We start from the raw sequence: 22,874 nt of genomic DNA on the forward strand, positions 1-22,874 counted from the left end.
TTGGAGAAGGCCACGAATGACATGCAGGCCCGCCAGCCGTCCGCCGAGCGCCCCGGCGACCTCCTCGGCCGTCCCGGCGCGCCCCGGGGTGGAGACGACGAGCACGCGCGCCAGCCCCAGCGCCGCCGTCTCCGCCGGGACGTCGGCGAGGGCGCCCGCCCCGAACACGACCCGCACCGGGCTCATCTCGTGGACGAAGCGCGCGGCACCGAAGCGGGCGGCACCGATCCCGGCGGTCACCGGGACCCGCCGGGGCCGGGGTCCACCGGTTGCAGCACGACGTCGAAATGCGCGTGCCGGAACGGGTTCGAGACGCCGTACTCGGCGGCCCGGTCCCGGTCGTCCACCTGATCGAAGGCCCGGATCAGGCTTCGCCGCACGCCGAAGACGGCATCGGATCCGAGATACGGGTCGCCCGCCACGAACACCTGGGTGGTCACGGGCACGTGCCCCGGGGCCGCCGCGATGACATGGACGTGCGCGGGACGGTGCGGATGCCGCCCGGACGCCCGCAGCAGCGCGCCGACGGGCCCGTCGTCCGGGATCGAGTACGAACTCGGTACGACGGTGCGGAACCAGAACCGTCCGTCCGCGTCCGTCGTGAACAGCCCGCGCAGATGCCCTTCGGGCCGCTCGCCGGGCGCCTGGACGTCGTAGAGGCCGTCGCCCCCGGCCTGCCACACGTCCACCGTCGCGCCCGCCAGCCCGGGACCGGACGTCCCGTCGGGCGCCTGCGCCACCACCCGGCCGGTGACCACGCACTCTTCACCGACGGCGGTTTCGGCTGTGCCGGTGCCCGCGATGTCGGCGCCGAGCGGGCGGGCCGGGGACCCGACGACGTGGAAGGGGCCGAGCACGGTCGCCTCCGTGGCGTCCCCGGCCTTCCGGTTGTTGATCGACTCGACCAGCATCGAGACCCCCAGCACGTCCGACAGCAGGACGAACTCCTGCCGGGCGTCGTCGCAGCGGAGGCCCGTCGCGGTCAGGTAGCCGATCCCCGCCTGCCATTCGGCCGAGGTCGGCCGCGTCTCCCGGACGAACGCGTGCAGGTGCCGGACCAGGGCGTCCAGCACCTCGCGCAGCCGGGCGTCGGGCGTCCCCGCGAAGCTCGCGGTGACCACGCCGGTGGCGTCGTGCTCGCTGAAGTCGGCACCCGTGAGGCCCGCCATCACACCTCCTCCTCCGCCGCCCGGGGCCGGGCGACTTTCACCGCGCAACCATGTCCATGGCGCGATCGAGGGGATAGCCTGAACTTCCGTTTAGTGAAACCAGCGAGGTCAGCGGCTTGATCGAGCCCGGGACGACGGTCCGGGCGGCATCGGGAGGAGCCATGGCGGGCAACAGCGGCGAGCCCGGCCGGACGGTCGCGAGCAAGATCTTCGCCGTCCTGGACACCTTCGGGGACGCCGGGGAGACGCTCCGGCTGACCGACATCGCCCAGCGGTCGGGGCTTCCCCTGCCCACCGCCCACCGGATGGTGGGCGAGCTGGTCGCCTGGGGCGGGCTCGAACGCTCCGAGGACGGCTCGTACCGGATCGGGCAGCACATGTGGGCGATCGGCAGCGTGTCCCCCTGCATGCGGCGGCTCCGCGAGCTCGGCCACCCGCACCTTCAAGAGCTGGCCGCCGCCACGAACGCGAACGCGCAGCTCGCCGTCCTCGACGGCACCGACGCGCTGTTCCTCGACCGGGTCCACGGCCACGGCACCCCGCTCATCCACACCCGGGTGGGGGGACGGCTGCCGCTGCACGCCACCGCCGTCGGCAAGGTGCTGCTGGCCCACGCGCCCGCCGCCGTCCGCCGGGACGTGGTGGAAGGGCGGCTCGCCCGGTTCACCCCGTACACCGTCCAGTCGCCCGGCCGGCTGGCGCGCGAGCTGGACGACGTCCGTACCCGGGGCGTGGCCTCCTCCCGCGAGGAGCTCCAGCAGGGCGTCGTGTCGGTCGCGGCCCCGGTCGTCCACCCCGACCAGGGCGTCATAGCGGCGCTCGGCGCGGTCGCGGCGTCCACCGTCCAGGAGGCCCGCCTCGTCCGCGCCGTGCGCGCCGCCGCCGCGGCCATGGAACGGGACGTCGCCGCCGACGAGCGGACCCGCCAGTGGGCGAACGACGGCGCGGCCCCGGCCGCCGCGCCGGGCCCGCGCGCGCTTCCCCCTCCCACCTGACGGACGCCCCCTCACCACGGCTTTCACTGGGCAGAAGCCGCCTGTGGCTCCGGGCCGCCGCCGCGTCCCATGCTGGACCGCGTCCAAGCGTCTCGGCTCGGAGGAGGGAACGTGCGGTTCAGCGTGGCGACCGTGTCGCTGCCGACGTTGACGCCTGAGGAGGCCGTCACCACGATCGCGTCCCTGGGGTACGGCGGAGTCGAGTGGAGGGTGGCCTCGCCCGACCGGCCCGGCGACCCCGCTCCACCCCATCCGTTCCTGTCCGGCAACCTGTGCACCCTGGAACCGGGCGTCCCGGACGGAGAGCGGGCACGCCGGCTGTGCGCCGTGACTGGGCTCGCGGTCGTCGGGCTCGGCCCGTACGCCGACCTCGGCGACACCGGCGCGGTAGCGGAGCTGATGCGGATGGCGGCGGCCGCCGGGGCTCCGCAGATCAGGCTCCAGGCACCCCGGATCTCGCGGACCGGGCTGCCGTACGGGGAGCTGTTCGCGCGGACGGCCGCGTTCTTCGAGGAGGTCGAGGGCCTCGCCGCCGAGCACGGCGTCCGCGCGGCCCTGGAGATCCACCACAACACGATCTGCCCGAGCGCGTCACTGGCGCACCGGCTGGTCTCCCGGTTCGACCCGCGCCGGATCGGCGTGATCTACGACGTGGGGAACCTGGTGTTCGAGGGCTACGAGGACCCTCGCATCGGGCTGGACCTCCTCGGGCCCTACGTCGTCCACGTCCACCTGAAGAACGCCCTGTGCCGGCAGGAACCGGGCACAGAGCGGTGGCGGTACGCGTGGTCGCCCCTGGAAAGCGGGGTCCTCGACGTCCCGGCCGTCCTGGAGTGCCTGGACGGCTTCGGCTTCGAAGGATGGGTGTCGCTGGAGGACCTCAGCACCGACCGCGACCCGGTCGCGACACTCCGGCACAACGCCCGGCTTCTTCGCACATGGGGGTTCCTGTGAACGACCGGCGACCGGCGACGCCCCGCACGGCGATCGTGACCGGCGGGGGCGGCGCGCTGGGAAGCGCCATCGGCCACCGGCTCGCCCAAGACGGCGTCACGGTCGTCCTGGCCGACATCGACCTGGACGCCGCCGAGCGGGCCGCCGCCGAGCCGGCCCCAGGATCGGGCGGCGCCCTGCTGGCACGGCACGTCGACATGGCCGATCCCGCGTCCGTCCGCCGGCTCGCCGACGAAGCGGCCGCGGAGCTGGGCGGGATCAACGTGATCGTGAACAACGCGGCGATCCAGCGGCGCGGCGGGCTGCGGGACGCGCGCGCCGCCGACTGGGACGCCGCGCTCGCGGTCAACCTGCGGGGACCGGCGCTGCTGTGCGCCGCGGCCGTGCCTTACTGGGAGCGTCAGGCAGGCGGGAGCGTGGTCAACATCGCCTCCCGCGTGTGGCTGAGCGGCGGGCCGCCCGTCTACGTGGCCGCCAAGGCGGGGCTGGTCGGGCTGACGCGGTCGCTCGCCACCGAGCTGGGCCCGCTCGGCGTCACGGCGAACGCCGTCGCCCCCGGCTTCGTGCCCACCGAGTTCACACGCGCCGGACGGGACGCGGCGGAGCTGGCCGAGCTGGCGGAGCGGAACCGGCGGATCACCCCGCTGGACAGGGTCACCGAACCCGCCGACGTCGCGAACGCGGTGGCCTTCCTCGCCTCCGCGCAGGCCCGCTGCATCACGGGCGAGATCCTCCACGTGTGCGGAGGCGCCCAGCTCGCCCCCCTTCCCGGGTGAACCCGGGTGCGATGATGGCCGTATGGCGTCCTCCTCACCGGGCCCCTCGGGCGACCGCTACCTCCTGGACAACGCCCGTCCCGAGGCGGGCACCCGCTTCGGCGCGCTGAGCGAGCTGTTCGACCCGTCCACGTTCGGGCACATCGACCGGCTCGGCATCGCGCCCGGCTGGCGGTGCTGGGAGGTCGGCGCGGGCGGCTCCTCGGTGGTGTCGTGGCTGGCGGGCAGGGTCGGGCCGTCCGGGCGGGTGGTGGCGACCGACATCGACACCTCCTGGGTCTCGGCGGCGGACGGCGACGTCGTGACGGTGCTGCGCCACGACGTCGCCCGCGACGCGCCGCCCGACGGCGGCGGCTTCGACCTCGTGCACGCCCGGCTGGTGCTCGTCCACGTGACCGACCGGGACCGGGCCCTGCGCACGATGGCCGGGGCGCTGCGCCCCGGCGGGGTGCTCCTCATCGAGGACGCGGACCCGGCGCTCCAGCCCCTGGCCTGCCTGGACGAGCACGGCCCCGACCAGGAGCTGGCCAACCGGATGCGCATCGCCTTCCGCACGCTGCTCGCGTCCCGGGGCGCCGACCTCTCCTACGGGCGCAAGCTCCCCCGGCTGCTGCGGGAGGCGGGGCTGGCCGACGTCCGCGCCGACGGGTACTTCCCGGTCTCCTCCCCTGCCTGCGGCGTCCTGGAGGCGTCGACGATCCGCCACGTCCGCGACGCCCTGGTCGACGCCGGGCTCGCGACGGACGCGGACATCGACGCCAACCTCGCCGCCATCGACGCCGGGCGGCTGGACCTGTCCATCGCCCCGATGATCTCCGCTTGGGGTCGCCGCACCTGACCGCGCCCCGGCGAGCGCTCGTCCGGCGTCAGGAACTCGTCAGGATGACGAGCCGCTGGGTCGCCCGGGTCATCGCGACATAGCGGTCCACCGCTCCCTCGATTCCCTGGCCGAACGAGTCGGGGTCGACGAGGACGACCAGGTCGAACTCAAGCCCCTTCGCCAGCTCCGGAGTCAGCGACCGGACCCGCGACGTCGCCTGGAACCCGGGGTCGCCGATGACACAGGCGACGCCCTCGGCATGGGCGGCGAGCCAGGTATGGAGGATCGAGCCCAGTTCCGACGCGGATCCGTGGACGACGGGAACATCGCTCCTGCGGATGGAGGTCGGCACGTTGGCGTCCGGGAGCACGGCCCGGATGACCGGCTCGGCCTCCGCCATGACCTCCTCCGGCGTGCGGTAGTTGATGCTCAGCGACGCCAGCTCGATCCGATCGAGCCCGATCCGCTCCAGCCGCTCCCGCCACGACTCGGTGAACCCGTGCCTGGCCTGCGCGCGATCCCCGACGATCGTGAAGCTCCGGGACGGGCAGCGCAGCAGCAGCATCTGCCACTCCGCGTCGGTCAATTCCTGGGCCTCGTCCACGACGACGTGCGCGAACGGCCCGGCGAGCAGGTCCGGTTCGGTGCTCGGCAGCGCGTTCTCATCGACCAGGACGTCCCGCAGGTCCTGGCCGCGCAGCATCGTCACCACGCCCTCACCGTCGTCATCGGCTTCGAGCAGGTCGTCGACGACCCTGGCCATGCGCTCGCGCTCGGCGGCGATGGACGCCTCCTGGCGGCGCTTGCGGCGGGCCGCCTCCGGGTCGCCGAGGCGCTGGCGCGCCGCGTCCAGCAGCGGCAGGTCGGACACCGTCCACGCCTGGGCCTCCGCGCGCTGGAGCGCCCGGACCTCGCCGGGGTCCAGCGACGGCGCGCACAGCCGCAGGTAGGCGGGCACCGTCCACAGGTCGCCGACGAGGTCGGCCGCCTCTAGCGTCGGCCACGCCCGGTTCAGCGTCGTGATCAGCTCCTTGTTCCGCGCCAGCGACCTGCGGAGCAGATCCTCGGAGAGCTCCTCGTCGTCGTGCTTGTCCTTCAGGATCGCGAGCAGTTCCTCGAAGATCTGGTCGCGCGCCTCGTTGTGCGGGGTACCGGGCTCGACCGCCCCGAACGCCTCGGCCCAGTCCTCGGCGCTCAGCCAGACGTCGGCCCAGTGGGTCGTGACGGTCATGCCCTCCTTGGGCGGCCGTTCGTAGAACCTGACGGCGGGCTCGATCGCCTTCACCAGGTCCGCGGACGACTTCAGGCGGGCCACCTCCGGGGCGGTCTCGGCCGCCGCCGACGCGCCCTCCGCGACGAGGTCCCGCAGAGTGCACGTCTGCACGCCCTCCTCCCCGAGGCTGGGCAGCACATCGGCGACGTAGCCCAGGTACGGCTGGTGCGGCCCGACGAACAGCACGCCTCCCCGGCGGTCGCCGAGACGAGGATCGGAGTAGAGCAGGTACGCCGAGCGGTGCAGGGCGACGACGGTCTTGCCCGTCCCCGGACCGCCGTCGACGACGAGCGCGCCACGGGACCCCGCGCGGATGATGGCGTCCTGGTCGGCCTGGATGGTGCCGAGCACGTCCCGCATCCGCGACGACCGGTGACCGCCCAGGCTCGCGATGAACGCGGACTGGTCGTCGAGCGCGGCGTGCCCCTCGAACCCGTCCGAGGTGAACACCTCGTCCCAGTAGTCGCCGATCCGGCCGCCGGTCCAGCGGTACCTGCGGCGGGTCGCCAGCCCCATCGGGTTGGCGTGGGTCGCCCCGAAGAACGGCTCGGCCGCCGGGGAGCGCCAGTCGAGCAGCAGCCGGCGGCCCGCCGCGTCCTTGAGGCCGAGCCGCCCGACGTACACGGGCTCGGTGCCGTCCGCGCCGACCATGCGGCCGAGGCACAGGTCCAGGCCGAAGCGGCGCAGGGCGCGCAACCGGCCGGTCAGCCGGTGGACCTCCAGGTCGCGCTCCAGCGCCTCCTGGCCCGTGCCGCCCGGCGCCCGCCGCTCGGCGTCCAGCCGCGCGGACAGGTCGGCGATCGACTCCGCGAGGCTCCGCGCGATGGCCGCGAAGTGCCGCTCGTCATCGGCGATCAGCGCCGGGTCCGCCTTGGCGGCGAGGTTCTCCGGAAGGTCGAACGCACGGGTGGTCAGGGATTCCACGTCGTCAGCTCCGATTCGAGGGGGCCGACGCCAACGCACGCACCTCGCGTCCCCCCGTGTCCGCAGGTACTGGCCTCGGCGGACGATTGTGCGGCATGCCCCGGGTCTTGCCGCAAGCCCCCGGGTGCGCTATAGATTGAAAATGGAGGAACCCGCCTCCGCCGCTCCCCACCACCACGAATCGAGCTCGTCCTCCGCTATGACCTCGGGCGGTGGCCGGAAGCCGTGGGCGGACGCGCCGTCCAGGGCGCCGGTCCGCAGAACGATCTCGCGGACCGCCTCGGCGACGGGCTCACCGGCGTCGAGGACGCCGAAGGTCCCGGGTCCCAGGTCGTACCAGTCGGCGAGCAGCGGCGGGTCGCCCGCCTCGGCGGCGATCGCGATGGCGTGCAGCATGTCGAGCATGGTGACCCGGCGGGGCGGGGACGTGTCGGGCCCGGTCAGGTGGTGGGACGCCATGCGACGCCACAGCGCGGACCCGGCATCGCAGTAGAGGAACGGCGGGTCGACGTAGCCGTCCTCAAGCCAGGAGTCGTAGCCGTCGAAGTCGCCGGACTCCTCGTCGAAGACCCGCAGACCCGTGAACTCGGTGAGGGAGTCGAAGTAGACGCGGCGCTCGGCGTAGTCGGGATGCTGCTCCAGGGCGAAACGGTAGGCATAGCGGCGGCGTAGCAGGATGTCCATCACCCGGAAATGGGTGAAGGAACAGTCGAACTGCTCCTGGAACCGGTACAGCGCGGCGAACCAGTCACGCGGCCGTGGGTCGCCGGCCGGATAGTGGGCGTCGAGAAGGCGAACCGAGTCCGCGACCAGATCCTCGATCAGATGCATCGACATCCTGGAAGATTAGGGTCCGCCCGCTGCACGCGATCCCCGCGGATGTTGCTGTGGAACCGAAACCTCGGGCACGCGCCTTCACCCCGAGGCCCCGGCGTCAGGGGCCGGGGCTCCGCGCGGGATTCCCCGCCCGCGATGTTCACCGGGCGAGTGCCTCGCCGATGGCCTCGACCGCCGTCAGGGCGTCCGGGCCGAGGTAGGGGCCGCGCCCGTCCGGCCCGTACCAGGCGTACTCGCCCTTCTCGGAGTCCCAGAGGACATAGAGGGCACCCTCACCGCGGCGCAGCAGGTAGAGAATCCTCGCCCCGGCGGGACGAATCGCCGCGATGTCCGGGAATCGCCGCTGAACCAGGGCGGCCAGCTCATCCAGGTGTTCGTAGGCGTCACTCATGCCACCACCCGCTCGGCCGCGTTCCGCCACGGCTCGTCCACCCACGGCGGGACGAACACCTCGCGCGCGTCACCACGCGGCGTCCGGCACCGCCACCACCCGCCACCGAGATCGACGAGCGTCCCACGGATGTCACGTGTCAGCGGCTCGACGAGGAAGAAGACGCCCCCGAAGTCCTCGACGTCGAGACGCCGGACCGGTGAAGCGGACGCGGAGGGCTCTGCCGCCTTACCCGTCCCCCCGCGCCCACGCTCGAACTCACTCACCGGTGCCGCTCCCGGACGTCACCGCACGAAGCGTCGTCGCGACCGTCAGGGCCGCGTCGACGATGTGGTTCGCCTCGGCGATCGGCTCGCCCCAACTCGTCCAAAACCACAACCGCCCGCCGTCGTCCCGCCGCGGCCTGCACGTGACCGTGTCCGCGAGCCGCGGCACGTCGTCACAGCACCCCGACGCCTCCGGGTTGACGACGATCAGCTTGCGCCGCTGAAGAACCGTCTCCAGCCCGTAGGCATGAAGCCTGGACATCAGTGCCCCAAGCCGCGCGTAGGCATCCGGATGCTCGGGCTCGGGCTGGGCGTCGGTGTCCTGCGCCGTGGTCATGACTGGCCGGACCTTCCTGTCGGATAGTCCCCGGAACCCCCGGCGTCCGCTCGCCGGCCGGGGCAACTTGTGACCCGACACACATCTAGGTCCATCCGCACGAGCTAGGTCAACACGCTTGCACAATATTGCGTCACGTGCGGTACTGGACCCATGACAATCCAGGCAACTCCGCAGCAGCGATCACCGCTGGACTTGCGCCAAGATCTCGGCAAGCGGCTACGCATTCTTCGCATCAGCGCGAACCTCAGCGGTAAAGAGCTGGCCGAGAGGCTGGGCTGGGACCCGTCCAAGGTGTCCCGGATCGAACACGCCAAGACCATCCCGACGCCCGCCGACGTCCGCTCCTGGTGCGTCCAGGTCAACGCTGAAGATCAGGCGGACGACCTCGCTGCTCAAGCATCCACCGTCGAGGCCGCCTACACCACTTGGCGGAGTACCCAGCAAACGGGGATGCTGCATCTTCAGGAGGCGTCGAACGACCTGTTCGACCGCACCCGTAGGCTCCAGGGCTACGAAAGCCGCGTCATCCCCGGCCTGTTCCAGACCCGCGCCTACGCCACCGTGGTCCTGGAGAAGGCGAGGGTACGCCGCAACTCGCCAGACGATGTAACCGCAGCAGCCGCCGCACGCAATCGCCTCCGCAGGGTCTTGGACGGCCCCTGCACCTTCGCCTACGTGATCGAGGAGCACGTCCTAAGGTCGCCGGTCGCGCAGGCCGATGTGATGCGAGAGCTGGCCGAGCAACTCACCGCCGACTCGCATCGGGCGAACGTCTCGCTCGGCATCATCCCGATCGGGCCCCGCATGCGAAACGGGGTCGAGAACTTCGCGGTGTACGACGGGATTCTTGTGCGCACGCAGCTCGTGGGGGGACGCTTCGCGGTGAACACTCCCGGAGACGTCGCCGAGTACCTCAGGACTTTCGAGGAGCTATCGAGCATGGCCGTGCACGGAGACGAAGCGCGGTCACTGATCCGTGACGCGCTCGGGTGAGAACCATGAGGAGCCGCGGTTGTCGGTGCCCGTCCGTGGACGGTTACCGGAAATGAGCAGCCGAACCGCGGACGCACCGGGCACTGCCCGGTGCGTCCAGGAGTTCAAATCCGCTCGGCGGACCCTATCCGCGGCGGTGCACGCATAGCATCCATGCCCGGACGGCCTCGCAGATCGCGGGCTCGGCGCCGAGATCCCCGCCGCGATGAGCCAGCAGGCACATTACGTCGCCCAAGCCGACCAGGCCGTGGACATGGCCCGCGCCGCTCAGGCCGTCGCACGCCGCGCCGGCCTCCCGGTGCTGATGACCGAGTGCCAGGTGATGGAGGCCCACGGGTATGCGGCCCAGGAGGGCGGCGCGCGAGCCTGTGCCCGGGCACTGACCCGCGCGGAGGCGAGCTATGACCGCGCCACGAGCACCGAACTTCCGCCGTGGCTGGTGTACTTCGATGAGGCATATTTCGCCGCAAAGGTCGCGCACTGTTTCCGCGACCTCGGCCGTCCGGCCGAAGTCGACCAGTACGCGCGCAAATCGCTGGATATGGACCCCGCTTACCGGCGCGGGAAGTCGTTCAATATCTCGATCCTGGCGATGTCGCTGGCGACGCGAGGAAGCCTGAAGGAGGCGTGCGAGCAGGGACGAACGGCGGTCGATATGGCAGCTGGGCTCACGTCCGCGCGGGTCTACCGCTATATCCGAGATGTACTGAGAGTCCTCGGACCCTTTGCGGCAGAGGAGGAGGTGGCGGAGTTCATGGACTACGCCGAGGAGCGGTTGCCCGTGCTGCGAGTGCGTGGAGCACGGCCATGACCGTCGCCGCCCCGACGATCTCCCCCCGCTCTATGCCTCGCCGAGCCTCGTCCAGCGGGACCCATCGGACGGCTTCGGCCTCGTCCACGTGCGGCTTTCCGACCAGGTCGGCGCCGTACGCCAGATACAGGTCCTGCGGGGCGTCGGCGGACCCGGTCATCGGCTGGAAGGTGAACAGGTGCTCCACCTCGCGAGGGCGCCAGCCGGTCTCCTCTTCGACCTCCCGTACCGCCGTCGTGGCCGGGTCCTCTCCAGGGTCGGCGTACCCGCCCGGCACTTCCCATTCCCAGTGGTCGATGATGAACCTGTGCCTCCAGATCAGCAGGATTTTCTCTCCAGCCTCGTCCAACACGGCGGTCATGACGCAGCGGGGCAGGCGGATGACGTACTGATCGAACTGAACTCCGGTGGGTAACTCGACGCTGGCCACCGATAGGCGGATGTGGCGGTTCTCGTCGACGACCCGCTCGCCGTGAATGGTCCATTTGGTGCGTTCAGAGGGAATATGCGTCACGGCCTCGACAATACCGCCCATCCTGCGGGGTAGGCCGGTGTCTGCAAACGCTGTTCCGGTCGAAAACCACCTCTTATGCGGGCAGGCCGAGCATCTGTGCGAATGCTCGGGCACGGCGGTCGGTCATTGGGCCGCCGTGGTCGACCACGTCGGCGGCCATCTGCCGGGCGTGGGGTGAGTAGTGCACGCTGTCGTTGCAGACCGGGTAGGCGCGTTCCAGCCAGTCGAGGGCGGCCGAGTGGTCGCGCCGCTGGTGGTAGGAGCGGGCCGTCTCCACCATGAGCCGTGCACGTCGTTCGCGGCTCGGGATGGAGTTCGGGTCGATCTGCTGGGCGGCCTCGCGCGCCGTCGAGGATTTCGACAGGTCCGCCTGTACGGACACGGCGTGGACGTCCACGTTCGACTGCCCGAACTGGGTCCACGGGTGGTGGTAGCCGCGCGGGAGCCGGTCGGCGGCGGCTTGGCCCTCGTCCAGGTACCGCAGTGCGTCACCCTCCCGGCCGGCGCGGGCGCTGGTCGTCGCCGCGTGGAGCAGCAGTGCGCCGTACATCGCCCGCAGCTCGACCGACCCGTCCTCCAGCCGAGGCCGCACGAGCTGCGCGGCCTCGGTCACCAGCTCGACGGCGCCGTCCAGATCGCCCATGGAACGCTGGACGATCGCGAGCGTCCACGCGGCGCCGGCGAGGCTCACGGGCCGGTCGGCGTCGTGCGCCGCGCTCACGGAGCGGTCGGCGACCACCGAGATCAGCTCGGGCTCGGCGGCCCAGACGATCTCGTGCTGGACGAGCGCGTACACGTCCGACAACACGGCGTTCGCGGTCCGGCGCCGCTCGCCCTCGGTGAGACGGACGGCGGTCCGCGCGTCCCGGACGAGGGCGGGCAGCACACGCCCGACGTCGGTTCGGTGCGTCCTGGACCCGTGCCAGATCCGCCACCCGTGATCGGCCCGGCTGATGAGCGCGTCCAGGTCGACCGGCTCGTCGGGCACGGTCAGCATCGGTGCCCGGACGGCCTCGCGGATCGCGGGCACGGCCTCGTGCGGGATGCGCGTGAAGGACGCCGGGGGCAGCGACGCCGTGTCCCCCAGGTCCATGTCGGTGCCCGCGAGCAGGGCGACGTCTCCGACGCCGAGCGCCTCGGCCAGCTTGACCAGGATCGGCAGGCGGGGCGGCAGCAGGCGGCCGCGCTCGACGTCCTTCAGCCAGGAGGCGGACATACCGACCAGCCCGGCCAGCGTGGGCCGGGTCGGGCCCTTCCGTTCGCGCAGGGTCTTGATGCGGTCGCCGGTCGAGCGTCCGGCCAGGTCATCGAGCATGACCGCCGCCTGTCTCCACAGGCCGCGTCTTACCTTCGCGCATGGGCCCCGTACCTTCCTGGAGTCTCGACAAGTCCCAGGCTAGGCACGGCTCCTGCTCGTTTCCGGGGGATTCGCCATGCCGCCCTCGACGGCATCCGGACTACGCGCCTGGCGCTCACGTCTCCTCGTCCATCTAGCGGCCTTTCCGAATTGGATGAAGCGAACACTGCAACGACGGCCCCGGTCGCCTCCGGTGGACGACCCTTCGCCAGGGTGATTCCGAACGGCTAGACCACGGTCACGGTGCGTGCCACGATTGAATGCGCCGCCGCGGCTGCCGGGCCACGCGGTGAAGTAGACGACCTTGGCCGGCGGCTGACTTGTCCACTTCAGCTCGCGTCACATCTGCTGAAAGACTGCAATGCCTCAACCCCTCAAGCCACTGCACCCGCTGTAAAGGCTCCGGAAATGAGATGAAGAGCGACGATGGAAATCGCTACGAGGTGCCATGCACTCTTTGTAACGGCTCGGGCAAAGTATGACGTTGGCTGCTGGCGCGCTCCGCACAGTCCGACGTGAGTGGTTCATTCCGGACACGATCTGGGTTCGGGTCGAAGGGACCGGGTGGATGCGGCCCCTTCACCGCGCGGAGGACCCGGAGGGCTGGAGAGCCGAAGTGGAGTCGAACCGCTCGGTCGTCACCCAGGTCGATGACGGCGCCACTGAACGTGGGAAGTGGCCGACCAGCTCTAGCAGCGCGCCGCACATCATGGCGCTGATGCTCGACCAGCTCGATCTCCGGTCGGGCATGTGTGTACTGGAGATCGGGACCGGGACCGGGTACAACGCCGCGCTGCTGGCCGAATTGACCGGAGCGGAGAACGTCACCACGGTCGAGGTCGATGTCTCGCTGGCCGACCACGCGAAGGGGGCTCTGGACAGCGCCGGGTATCCGGTCACCGTGGTGACCGGCGACGGCATGAAGGGGTATCGGCACAACGCCCCCTACGACCGCATCATCGCGACCGCCGCCGTGCGCGAACTGCCGTACGCCTGGGTGGAGCAAACCCGTCCCGGCGGTCTCATCCTGGCGCCCTGGGTGGCGACATTCCACCCCGACGAGCCATTGGCCAAGCTCACGGTCACCGCGGACGGACGAGCCGAGGGCCGGTTCGGTGCCCCGGCCTGGTTCATGCCGATGCGCAGCCATCGCCTCCAGCAGGAGACCATCCGAGACACCGACGAGCGGTGGGCCGCCTCCGGAAAACCCGAGGCATCCCGCTACGGGATCACCGTGACCCCCGAGGGCCAGCGGATCTGGCTCGACACTCCGGACAACCCCATCGGCTGAGGAGCCCACTTCTCCTGTCCGCCTCCTGACTTCGGAGCACACGCCGACGAGTCCGCCGCCGACTGACCACGGTGGTGGGCTCTCGTCCTGTGTCAGGCGGTCGCGAGCGCGCTCTCGCATGCTCCAGCGCCCTGTGGAAGTGAAGGGCTTTCGGTGACTTATGCGCAGTTCCCGGCGCAGCGCCCGGACGGACGGGAGATCACCGCTCGCGAGCACTCCCGGCTCGGGCTCGAGGTGAACGCCCACGGCTCGGGCGGGCGGAAGGGCAGCGATTCGTTTTCCTTCGTCGCTGATGCTCTGCGGGGCGGGCCATGGGGGCGGGCGTCGGGCCTCTAGACTTTCGTGATGGCCGACTACGACGATCACGACGGGTTCGAGGGCCTCGACGTCTCCGCTCTGCCTCAGCGTCAGCAGCGGATCCTGGGCGTCATCCGGGACTGGGCGGTCAGGTACGGGTATCCCCCGAGCACGCGCCAGATCGGCGACGCCGTCGGCCTGCGGTCCGCCTCGTCGGTGTCCCGCCATCTGGCGAGCCTGGAGGAGAAGGGCTTCCTGCGCCGGGGCGCGTCCATGGCCCGGCCGATCGACGTCCGGTCCTTCCTGCGCGAGAGCGCGGCACGTGAGCCCGCCACCGACGCGGTGAGCGTGCCCGTCGTCGGCGACATCGCCGCCGGTACCCCCATCACCGCCGAGGAGCACGCCGGCGAACTGCTGTCGCTGCCCCGCGAGCTGACCGGGCGGGGCACCGTCTTCGCGCTGCGCGTGCGCGGCGACTCGATGATCGACGCCGCGATCTGTGACGGCGACATCGTCGTGGTCCGCCGCCAGCCCGAGGCGCACCCGGGCCAGATCGTCGCCGCGATGATCGACGACGAGGCCACGGTCAAGGTGTACCGGCGCCGCGACGGCCACGTCCTCCTCGAACCCCGCAACCCCGCCTACGACGTCATCGACGGAGACCGCGCCGTGATCCTCGGCATCGTCGTCTCGGTGCTGCGCAGCGTCTGAAACCCGCCCACCTGGGCCTCAAGTCCGCCGCCGGGGCGCTCTGTACCTACTGGTATGTACAGTGGTGCTCGTGGACGCCAAGGAACGCCTCGTCGAGAGTGCCCGTGCGCTGCTGTGGGAACGCGGCTACGTCGGCACCAGCCCGAAGACCATCCAGCAGCGGGCCGGCGTCGGCCAGGGCAGCATGTACCACCACTTCACCGGCAAGGAGGACCTCGCGGGCGCCGCCATCCGCCGTACCGCCGACGAGCTGCGCGCCACCGCCGACGCGCTGTTGTCCGGCCCCGGCACGGCCGTGACGCGCATCGGCGCCTACCTGCGCCGGGAACGCGACGTCCTGCGGGGCTGCCCCGTCGGTCGGCTCACCCAGGACCCCGACGTCATGGCCACGCCCGCCCTCCGGGCGCCCGTCGAGGAGACCCTCGCCTGGCTGCGCGCCCGCCTGGCGGAGGTGTTGCGGGAGGGCCTGGATCGCGGAGAGCTGGACTCCGCCGTCGACCCCGTCTCCACGGCGACCGCGATCGTCGCCGCTCTCCAGGGCGGATACGTCCTGGCCCGTGCCGCGAACACCACCGAGCCCTTCGACCAGGCGGTCGCGGGCGTCCTCGCACTCCTCGGCGCGCGCGCCGTCCGCTGACCACGACCGAAGGACGACACGACATCATGCACATCACCCGCACGCCCGCCACCGCCGTCGCCGCCCCGTCCGAGTGGGTCACCGGCAAGGTGTGGATCACACCGGTCGCCGAACCCCCGGAACCTTCACGGACTCGCATCGACAGCGTCCGCTTCGCTCCCGGCGCACGAACCGTCTGGCACCGCCACCCGCTGGGACAGGTGCTCGTCGTCACCGAGGGCACCGGGCGTGTGCAGCGCCGCGGCGGCCCGGTCGAGACGGTCCAGGTCGGCGACACCGTCCAGATCGCTCCTGGCGAATGGCACTGGCACGGCGCCGCCCCCGCCGCCGCCATGACCCATCTGGCCATTGAGCCCGTCCCGGACGACGGCGCCGCTCCCGAGGCCGGGGAGCCGGTCACCGACGCCGAGTACGACGAGGCCGGAGCGGCGGACGTCCCGCCCATCACCCGGACCGTCCTGCTCGACCAACTCCTAGCGGCGCCCCGGGACACCCACCGGGTCGAGATCCGGCGCATCACCATCGCGCCCGGCCACGCCGCCGGGGTGCATGTCCACAACGGCCCGGTGTTCGGCAGCGTCGAGAGCGGGTCGGTGGTCTATCAGATCGAAGGCCGGACGGCCTCCGTGCTCGGACCCGGGGACGTGTTCTACGAGCCCGAGGCCACCCGAATCGCGCGCTTCGACCCCCAGGACGAGGGCGTCACCTTCCTCGGCTACTTCCTGCTCTCCGCCGGCCAGGCAGCCGAGATCGAGTTCCCCGGGGCTCAGGGGAGGATCGCGTCGACGTAGCCGCCGTCGACGCGCACCGCGGCGCCCGTGGTGGCCGAGGCGTGCGCCGAGCCGAGGTAGACGACCATGTTGGCGATCTCCTCCGGCTCGATGAGCCGCCGGAGCAGGGAGTTCGGACGGTACTCGGCGATGAAGCGGCGCTGCGCCTCCTCCCAGGGCAGGTCGTCCCCCACCAGCTCGGCGACGAAGTCCTCCACGCCGCCCGTATGGGTCGGACCCGCCAGGACGGTGTTGACCGTGACGCCCGTACCGGCGACGGCCTTGGCATAGCCCCGCGAGACGGCGAGCAGCGCCGTCTTCGACACGCCGTAGTGCACCATCTCCTCGGGGGTCACCACGGCCGAGTCGCTGGCGATGAACTGCACCCGTCCCCAGCCACGTTCGGTCATTCCCGGCAGGTAGAGGCGGGCGAGCCGCACCCCGGACAGCACGTTGACCTCGAAGTAGCGCCGCCACTCGTCGTCGTCGATGTCGAGGACGGGCCGCGCCTCGAAGATGCCGAGGTTGTTCACCAGGATGTCGACGGCGGGCACCTGGCCGCGCAGCGCCTCGGCGCCCTCCGCCGTGGCGACGTCGGCCGCCACTCCCCGCAGATCCGCGTCCGGTATCTCCGAGCGCAGCGCCCGCAGCGTGTCGGCGACGCTCTTGTCCGACCGCCCGTTGACGACGGTGGTCGCTCCGGCCCGTGCCAGCCCGGCGGCGATGGCGCGGCCGATGCCCTTGGTGGAGCCGCTGACGAAGGCGGTCCGTCCGCTGAGATCGATGTCCATGCGCTGGTCATGCCCGTCCCGGCGCCGATCAGCCGTCCACCGCTTCGACGGCCTGGACGCGGGTGAAGTAAAAGTTCCTCTCCTCGGGGTGTCCCGCTTCCGCGCTGCGCAGCTCGCAGATCGCCTTGAGGAGCTTCTTCTTCCTGTTGCCCATCCGCACCAGTTCGTAGGGAGGGCTGATGATCCGCTCGGTCTCCACACCGCTCAGGTCGACGTAGGTGATCCGGACCCGGCTCTCCTCCACGATGGCCCGCGCGAAGCGATGGACCTCGTCGGATGTGAGCTCGCGGCACTCACTGGTGATGATCTTGAGCCACTGATCGAGGAGCGAGGGTTTGTGGAGCGGAGCCACAGGGCCGGACGGAACCGACCGGGGGCGACGAAGGGGACGCGGCTTGACGGGCGCACTCTTGCGCAGCCGTTCCGCGAGCGCGTCGAAGTCGGGCGGCGGCTCGTCTGAGGGCAGCGGGGGAAGCGGCGCGGGGAGGGGGTCCTCGACCAGCGGGTACCCGGCGTCGCGCAGCGCCGCGAACACCCTGTCGCGCGGACCGGTGGCGACGAGGACGCCGGGGGAGAGCAACCGCACGCCGAGGCCCTGAAGCGACGGGTGCAGGGCGGCACGCGTGAGCAGGTCGGTATCGGCGCTCTGGAAGACACAGGTGGCCGGCACCTCAAGGAGCCGGGGCGAGGGGACGTGGCCGGCCGCCACCATTTCGATCTTGTCGCGCAGCGACGGCGGGAGCGGCCCGGCGCTGATCGCGGTGAGGGCCGCCTCCACTCCGGCGGCGCTCAGACCCGAGTCCAGGGCACGCCGGAGACTCGCGTCGGTGATCTTCCAGACCCGTCCGTGCAGGCCGTCGGCGAACGCGTCGAGCGCCTCCGCCAGCCGCCTCGACGGCGTCCCCTGGACGGTCAACCTGAGGTCAGGGCCGATCGTCGCACGTTCGGAGAACGGCGACGGCACCCCGGACGCCTCCCGCATCAGACCGGCATGGTCGCCCTCGGCCAGGAGCGCGCCGAACGAGGAGAGCACCCCGTGCGCGACCAGGCCGAGCAGCACGGCCTCTTCCAGCAGTGCTCCGTGCGGCGGATCGCCGGAGTCATGATCACAGGCGAGCGGCCGATGCCAGTCGAGCGCCTTGGCGAGCCCCTCGGGCGTCCGAACACCCCGCCCTTCCGACACCCACTCCCGCAGGACGGTCACGAGTTCGCGCCGCATCTGCACGCAGCCCTCACAGTCGGCCTTGGGGCTCAGGACGTTCAGCCGTCCGCCGTCGTCCGATCGAGTGCGCGTCGGTGCGGACGGCAGCCTCCACCACGCGAACAGGAGCCGGACGGCCTGTTCACTCACCGGCAGCAACCGGAACGCTTCAACTGCCGGTGACAAACGCATGTCCGTCCCGTCACTGACGAGTAGCCCGGCGTTGTGAGCGCAGGCCACCGCGAGGCGCGCGGACGCCTCGTTGTAAGCCGCCACCCTCGTCACCCGCTTGAGCGCTTGCACCTTCACCCCGGCCCTGAACACCTGCAACGGCTCCTGCTCGCATACATCGAGCATTCGCGACACGAGCCCGACGAACTCGCCGAGCCGCGCACCGGCGGCCAGCCTCACTCGCTCCTGATCGACCGGCATGGTCGGCAGTCGTGGCCCGTCCGGCTCGAACGGCGCCCTTCCCACCGCTCCGCCATGCGTGGTCCACCATTCGCGAAGCGTCTCGGCAATGTGCAGCGCTCCATCGTGGCCGGGCCACACGAGCGCGTGCCGCTCCAATGCCGCCAACGCCTCGTCGGGGTCGCCCAGACGCGCCGTGACCCTCACCTCGGTCGCGTCCTCCCCGAGCACCGCGACCGTCTCCACGACCTGAAGGCAGGGCCGCGTCAGCCGCTTGAGCGCCCGCTCCACCGACCGCCTCTCCTGGAGCCGCCCGGCGAGGTCGCCCCACCCGTCCGGCTCGCCCGGCCCGCAGACATCGGGCCGGGCCTTCAGCACCTCCGCTAACGCGTCCTGGTCGAGCGTGGCCAGCCAGCCCCGCAGCGGCGTCCCCGTCATGCCCTTCTCCTCCGTGAACAACCGGACTCGGAAAGTAGACGAAGCCCACCCAAGCGCAAATGCCGCAGCAAATCCAAGAAATGCGTCTTACCGGTCTACCGCGCCCTTGATCAGGTCACGCACACGCCCTCGTGGGGGTTCTGGAACTCGGCGGCGTTCTCCACCATGCGCCGATAGTCGGGACATTGGGTGAAGTCGTCCGCACCGCACTCCATGAGGTGCTCGATCAGCCTCTTGGACGCCGACAGCTCCGCCAGCCGCCGCTCCAGTTCCGCGTGCTGCCGCTCCAGGAGCGCCCGGCGCTCGCCTCGGCCGGCCGCGTCGAGCACCGCGCGGATCTGCTCCAGGCTCATCCCGCCCGCCTTGGCGCGGATGATCGTCATGACCCGGACGACGTGGTCGCGGGTGTAGCGGCGGCGTCCGTTCACCCTGGCGGCCGGGGTCAGCAGCCCCACCGACTCCCAGTGGCGGAGCACGTGCGGCGCGAGATCGAACCGCTCGGCGAGCTCTCCGATCCGCATCGAGTCGCTTGACTTCATGTTGACATTAACTTGCAGAATCGCCTGCGAGTCAAGCAACGACCACTCGCGGAGGCGAACATGTTCGACGCTGTCATCGTCGGCGGCGGCCCGGCCGGCATGGCCGCCGCTCTCACCCTGGGCAGGGCCCACCGCACGGCGCTCCTGCTCGACGCGGGCGAGGGCCGCAACGCCTCGGCCGAAGCGGTGCACAACTTCCTGACCAGGGACGGCACGCCGCCCGCCGACCTGCGCGCGCTCGGTCGCGAGGAACTGGCCCGCTACCCGTCGGTCCAGGTGCGCGCCGAGACGGTCATCGACGTCAAGGGCGCGGCCGACGGCGGCTTCCACCTCGACCTGTCCGACGGCGGGACGGCCGGTGCGCGGCGGCTGCTGCTGGCCACCGGGCTGGCCGATGACCTGCCCGAACCCCGCGGCGTCGAGGCGCTGTGGGGACGGTCCGCCTTCCACTGCCCCTACTGCCACGGCTACGAGTGCACCGGCAAGCGGGTCGCGGTGATCGGCGCGGCACCGGCCCGGGTACGGCTGGCACTGCAGCTGAGCCGGTTCGCGGCCGACGTCGCGCTCTGCACCGGCGGCGAGCCGCTCGACCCGCCGTCCCGGGCGACGCTGGAGGCGAACGGCGTCACCGTGCGCCGCGAGCCCATCGCCCGGCTGGAGGCCACGGGCGACCGGCTGGAGCAGATCGTTTTCGCGGAGGGCGAGCCACTGGACAGGGACGCGATGTTCGTCGTGAACGTCCCGCGTCAGCGCTCCGACCTGGCCGAACGCCTCGGCTGCACGTCCTTCGCGGACGCGTCCGTCGAAGTGGACGAATTCGGCCGGACCAGCGTCGCGGGCGTCTTCGCCGCCGGTGACATGGCGCGCCGGGCCACGGTGCCGATGCCCCTGTCGGCGGTGATCGCCGCCGCGGCCAGTGGCACCGTCGCGGGCGCGGTCATCGACCAGGACCTGCTCTGCGACGACTTCGACCTGCCCAACCCGTTCGCACCGGCGAAGGGCTGAGCACCATGTCGACCGAAACGACCGAGACCATCGCGGACGCCCCGTCCAGGACGAGCAACGTCCCGCTCGCCACGGCCGGTCTCCTGATCGGCATGCTGCTGTCGGTCCTCGACCAGACGGTGGTGGCCATCGCGCTGCCCGACATCGCCGCCGACCTGGGCGGCATGGACGACATCAGCTGGATCATCACCGCCTACGTGCTGGCCTCCACCGCCACCGGCGCGCTGTACGGCCGCGTCAGCGACCGGTTCGGACGGCGCGCCGTGTTCGTCACCGCGGTCGCCGGCTTCGTCGCCGGCTCGGCGCTGTGCGGCGCCGCGCGGACGATGCCCCAGCTGATCGCCGCCCGGACCCTGCAGGGCATCGGCGCCGGCGCGCTGTTCGTCCTGCCCACGATCGCGCTGTCCGAGCTGTACCCGCGGCGCCTCCGCAGCCGGATCCAGGGCTTCACCGGCGGCGTCTTCGCCCTGGCCAGCGTGGGCGGCCCACTCGCCGGCGGCGCGATCACCGACGCCTGGGGCTGGCGCTGGATCTTCTACGTCAACCTGCCCCTCGGCCTGCTCAGCGTGGTCCTGACCACGCTCGCGCTGCGGCTGCCCACGCCCAGCGCTGGCGGCGGGATCGACGTGGTGGGGGCCGTGCTCCTCGCGGCCACCACAGTGGACCTGCTGCTGGTCGCCGAATGGGGCGGCCGCACCCACCCGTGGACCTCCGGCGTGATCCTCGCGCTGATCGCGTCCTTCGCCCTCCTGCTGATGCTGTTCGTCTGGTGGGAATCGCGCGCGGCCGACCCGCTGCTCCCGCTCCGCCTGTTCACCGACCCCGCGCTGCGCGTCGTCCTGCCCGCCACCGCGCTGCTCGGCGCGCTGCTCGGCGGCTCGATCGTCTACCTGCCCACCTATCTGCAGGCCGCCTACGACATGGGGGCGACCGAGGCCGGTCTCGCGCTCAACCCGTACGTCCTCACCTTCATGGCGGTGTCCGCGTTGGCCGGCGCGCGCATCGCCGCCGCCGGCCGGTTCCGCCCCTACATGATCGCCGGGGCGATGGTCGTGGTGCTGGGGTTCGCCCTGCTGAGCCGGATCGACCCCGGTACCCCCTACGCCCTGCTCGCCGTGGAACTCGCCGTCCTGGGCGCCGGCTTCGGGCTCCTGATGCAGAACCTGGTGGTCATCGCGCAGAACGCGGCCTCCCCGGCGGACCTGGCCGCCACCACCTCCTCCACGGTGTCCGTCCGCGGCCTCGGCCTCTCGCTCGGCGTCGCGATCTTCGGTACCCTCCTGGCCCGCGAACTGCAGGGCCACGCCCCAAGCCCCCGGACGACCGCCACCGCCATCCCCGACGTCCTCGTCTGGGGCGTCCCCACCGCCATCGCCCTGGTAGCACTGATGGCCATACTCCCCCGCACGGTCGACCAGCCCACACAGGTGAAGTCCACCGTGTAAGCAGCCAGGCGACCACGGCCTGACCTACGTCCCGTCACCGACGCACCGCCCAGCCGCCTCGTCCTTGCCTAGAACAAGCAGGACCGCCACGACCCGAAGCCGAGCCCGGACGTCTCAGTTGTCGCCGACGATCGTCACCCGGATCACCACGCTGTCGTTGAAAGAGCCGGGGACGACCCCACTCGACGACGAGTCGGCTGGTGGGGGTGGCTTCACGTGTTTTGGGGTGCGCCGCGATCGGGGGCGGTCATGTCGCCTGTTTCGGGGGTGCCGTCGGCGAGGCCGTAGCGCAGGTGCACGGTGCCCTTCGGGCCGGCGGCGGGCGGTTCGAGGAGGGTGACGTTCGTGGGCACCTCGCCGCCGTCGAACACCTTTTTCCCGACGCCGAGCACGATCGGGTGGACCCAGAGGTCGAGCCGGTCGAAGAGCTTCTCGCGCAGGAGGCTCTGCACCAGGTTCAGGCTCCCCACGACCTTGATGTGCTCGTGCCGGTCACGGATCTCGCGCACCGCCCCGGCCAGATCCGGGCCGAGTTGCGTGGACCCGGCCCACGACAGGTCGGGTCGGCCGCGGGAGGCCACGTACTTCGGGACGCGGTTGAAGAGCGTGGCGATCTCGTTGTCCTCGCCGCCCTCCTGGTGCGGCCAGTAGGCGGCGAAGATGTCATAGGTCCGCCGGCCGAGCAGGAGGGCGTCCGTGCCCTCGTACGCGGCGCCGACCTGCGCCCCGGTGACCTCGTCCAGCAGCGGCGCCTGCCAGCCGCCGAACGGGAACCCCACCGGGTCCTCGTCGGGGCCGCCGGGCGACTGCCCGACGAGGTCGAGGGTCGCGAACAGCTCGATGTGGATGAGGCCCATGCCTTACTCCCTTTGAGATGGTCGTCTCGGTCGGGAGGTGGACCCGTCGGCACCGGCGAAG

General features: G+C 71.5%; 24 protein-coding genes and 1 pseudogene. 12 read left to right on the forward strand and 13 right to left on the reverse strand.

Annotated elements, in window-relative coordinates; genetic code table 11:
* Together E1291_RS14695 and E1291_RS14700 are read right to left on the reverse strand one after the other, a co-directional pair.
* A pseudogene (locus E1291_RS14695) lies at positions 1-240 on the reverse strand (iron-containing alcohol dehydrogenase); the annotation flags it as partial.
* A complete protein-coding gene (locus E1291_RS14700; RefSeq protein ID WP_131738356.1) occupies positions 237-1,169 on the reverse strand; it encodes a dioxygenase family protein in 933 nt (310 codons plus the stop codon). The pseudogene E1291_RS14695 and the gene E1291_RS14700, both read right to left, overlap by 4 nt.
* 161 nt (positions 1,170-1,330) lie before the next feature.
* On the opposite strand from E1291_RS14700, the gene E1291_RS14705 reads away from it, so the two are divergent.
* From E1291_RS14705 to E1291_RS14720, 4 genes are all read left to right on the forward strand, one after another.
* Positions 1,331-2,164, forward strand: a complete 834-nt coding sequence (locus E1291_RS14705) for an IclR family transcriptional regulator (RefSeq protein WP_131738357.1) — start codon at positions 1,331-1,333, stop codon at positions 2,162-2,164.
* Positions 2,165-2,275: 111 nt separating this feature from the next.
* Positions 2,276-3,118: a sugar phosphate isomerase/epimerase family protein gene (locus E1291_RS14710; RefSeq protein WP_165495115.1), complete on the forward strand. Its 843-nt coding sequence runs from the start codon at positions 2,276-2,278 to the stop codon at positions 3,116-3,118.
* A complete protein-coding gene (locus E1291_RS14715; protein ID WP_242614155.1) occupies positions 3,115-3,894 on the forward strand; it encodes an SDR family NAD(P)-dependent oxidoreductase in 780 nt (259 codons plus the stop codon). Before E1291_RS14710 ends, E1291_RS14715 begins: the two co-directional genes overlap by 4 nt.
* A 22-nt stretch (positions 3,895-3,916) precedes the next feature.
* Positions 3,917-4,732 carry a methyltransferase domain-containing protein gene (locus tag E1291_RS14720; protein WP_131738360.1) on the forward strand — a complete coding sequence of 272 codons (816 nt, stop codon included), beginning with the start codon at positions 3,917-3,919 and terminating at the stop codon, positions 4,730-4,732.
* A gap of 28 nt (positions 4,733-4,760) precedes the next feature.
* Here E1291_RS14720 and helR read toward each other — a convergent pair whose 3' ends face one another.
* From helR to E1291_RS14745, 5 genes are all read right to left on the reverse strand, one after another.
* Positions 4,761-6,911, reverse strand: coding sequence for an RNA polymerase recycling motor ATPase HelR (gene helR / locus E1291_RS14725; protein WP_131738361.1), 2,151 nt, complete (start codon positions 6,909-6,911; stop codon positions 4,761-4,763).
* A gap of 129 nt (positions 6,912-7,040) precedes the next feature.
* Positions 7,041-7,748, reverse strand: a complete 708-nt coding sequence (locus E1291_RS14730) for a hypothetical protein (RefSeq protein ID WP_131738362.1) — start codon at positions 7,746-7,748, stop codon at positions 7,041-7,043.
* Positions 7,749-7,887: 139 nt separating this feature from the next.
* Positions 7,888-8,139 (reverse strand): hypothetical protein, encoded by a 252-nt coding sequence (locus E1291_RS14735; protein ID WP_131738363.1) that lies wholly within the window; start codon positions 8,137-8,139, stop codon positions 7,888-7,890.
* Complete coding sequence (locus E1291_RS14740) at positions 8,136-8,405, reverse strand: hypothetical protein (RefSeq protein WP_131738364.1); 270 nt, start codon at positions 8,403-8,405, stop codon at positions 8,136-8,138. Before E1291_RS14740 ends, E1291_RS14735 begins: the two co-directional genes overlap by 4 nt.
* Positions 8,398-8,742 carry a hypothetical protein gene (locus E1291_RS14745; protein ID WP_131738365.1) on the reverse strand — a complete coding sequence of 115 codons (345 nt, stop codon included), beginning with the start codon at positions 8,740-8,742 and terminating at the stop codon, positions 8,398-8,400. The genes E1291_RS14740 and E1291_RS14745 overlap by 8 nt, the downstream gene beginning before the upstream one ends.
* A 153-nt stretch (positions 8,743-8,895) precedes the next feature.
* Here E1291_RS14745 and E1291_RS14750 point away from each other — a divergent pair, with 153 nt between their 5' ends.
* Complete coding sequence (locus tag E1291_RS14750; protein ID WP_131738366.1) at positions 8,896-9,738, forward strand: Scr1 family TA system antitoxin-like transcriptional regulator; 843 nt, start codon at positions 8,896-8,898, stop codon at positions 9,736-9,738.
* Positions 9,739-9,943: 205 nt separating this feature from the next.
* Positions 9,944-10,549 (forward strand): NsdA family TPR-like regulatory protein, encoded by a 606-nt coding sequence (locus E1291_RS14755; protein ID WP_131738367.1) that lies wholly within the window; start codon positions 9,944-9,946, stop codon positions 10,547-10,549.
* Here the strand turns inward: E1291_RS14755 and E1291_RS14760 are convergent.
* Both E1291_RS14760 and E1291_RS14765 read right to left on the reverse strand, forming a co-directional pair.
* Positions 10,491-11,063, reverse strand: a complete 573-nt coding sequence (locus tag E1291_RS14760; protein ID WP_242614156.1) for an NUDIX hydrolase — start codon at positions 11,061-11,063, stop codon at positions 10,491-10,493. The genes E1291_RS14755 and E1291_RS14760 overlap by 59 nt on opposite strands.
* A gap of 73 nt (positions 11,064-11,136) precedes the next feature.
* Positions 11,137-12,378, reverse strand: a complete 1,242-nt coding sequence (locus E1291_RS14765) for a helix-turn-helix domain-containing protein (protein WP_131738368.1) — start codon at positions 12,376-12,378, stop codon at positions 11,137-11,139.
* Between the two features lie 610 nt (positions 12,379-12,988).
* Between E1291_RS14765 and E1291_RS14770 the strand changes: the two genes are divergently transcribed.
* The 4 genes from E1291_RS14770 to E1291_RS14785 all read left to right on the forward strand — a co-directional run bounded on the left by E1291_RS14770 (position 12,989) and on the right by E1291_RS14785 (position 16,147).
* Positions 12,989-13,711, forward strand: a complete 723-nt coding sequence (locus E1291_RS14770) for an rRNA adenine N-6-methyltransferase family protein (RefSeq protein ID WP_242614157.1) — start codon at positions 12,989-12,991, stop codon at positions 13,709-13,711.
* 345 nt (positions 13,712-14,056) lie between these two features.
* Positions 14,057-14,719 (forward strand): transcriptional repressor LexA, encoded by a 663-nt coding sequence (gene lexA / locus E1291_RS14775; protein ID WP_131738370.1) that lies wholly within the window; start codon positions 14,057-14,059, stop codon positions 14,717-14,719.
* A gap of 70 nt (positions 14,720-14,789) precedes the next feature.
* Positions 14,790-15,356: a TetR/AcrR family transcriptional regulator gene (locus E1291_RS14780; protein ID WP_131738371.1), complete on the forward strand. Its 567-nt coding sequence runs from the start codon at positions 14,790-14,792 to the stop codon at positions 15,354-15,356.
* 26 nt (positions 15,357-15,382) lie between these two features.
* Positions 15,383-16,147 (forward strand): (R)-mandelonitrile lyase, encoded by a 765-nt coding sequence (locus E1291_RS14785; protein ID WP_131738372.1) that lies wholly within the window; start codon positions 15,383-15,385, stop codon positions 16,145-16,147.
* On the opposite strand, the gene E1291_RS14790 is transcribed toward E1291_RS14785, so the two are convergent.
* The 3 genes from E1291_RS14790 to E1291_RS14800 all read right to left on the reverse strand — a co-directional run bounded on the left by E1291_RS14790 (position 16,123) and on the right by E1291_RS14800 (position 19,506).
* Positions 16,123-16,917 (reverse strand): SDR family NAD(P)-dependent oxidoreductase, encoded by a 795-nt coding sequence (locus E1291_RS14790; protein WP_131738373.1) that lies wholly within the window; start codon positions 16,915-16,917, stop codon positions 16,123-16,125. The two genes, E1291_RS14785 and E1291_RS14790, sit on opposite strands and share 25 nt — an antisense overlap.
* Before the next feature lie 28 nt (positions 16,918-16,945).
* Entirely contained in the window at positions 16,946-18,967 is a 2,022-nt protein-coding gene (locus tag E1291_RS14795) for a helicase-associated domain-containing protein (protein WP_131738374.1), read from the reverse strand.
* Positions 18,968-19,077: 110 nt separating this feature from the next.
* Positions 19,078-19,506, reverse strand: a complete 429-nt coding sequence (locus tag E1291_RS14800) for a helix-turn-helix domain-containing protein (RefSeq protein WP_242614158.1) — start codon at positions 19,504-19,506, stop codon at positions 19,078-19,080.
* A gap of 60 nt (positions 19,507-19,566) precedes the next feature.
* Here E1291_RS14800 and E1291_RS14805 point away from each other — a divergent pair, with 60 nt between their 5' ends.
* Positions 19,567-20,511 (forward strand): NAD(P)/FAD-dependent oxidoreductase, encoded by a 945-nt coding sequence (locus tag E1291_RS14805; RefSeq protein WP_131738375.1) that lies wholly within the window; start codon positions 19,567-19,569, stop codon positions 20,509-20,511.
* 5 nt (positions 20,512-20,516) lie between these two features.
* A complete protein-coding gene (locus E1291_RS14810; RefSeq protein WP_131738376.1) occupies positions 20,517-21,956 on the forward strand; it encodes an MDR family MFS transporter in 1,440 nt (479 codons plus the stop codon).
* Between the two features lie 212 nt (positions 21,957-22,168).
* Here E1291_RS14810 and E1291_RS14815 read toward each other — a convergent pair whose 3' ends face one another.
* Complete coding sequence (locus tag E1291_RS14815) at positions 22,169-22,813, reverse strand: dihydrofolate reductase family protein (RefSeq protein WP_131738377.1); 645 nt, start codon at positions 22,811-22,813, stop codon at positions 22,169-22,171.
* Positions 22,814-22,874 lie beyond the last annotated feature (61 nt).

Source organism: Actinomadura roseirufa, assembly GCF_900659635.1.
Classification (GTDB): domain Bacteria; phylum Actinomycetota; class Actinomycetes; order Streptosporangiales; family Streptosporangiaceae; genus Spirillospora; species Spirillospora roseirufa.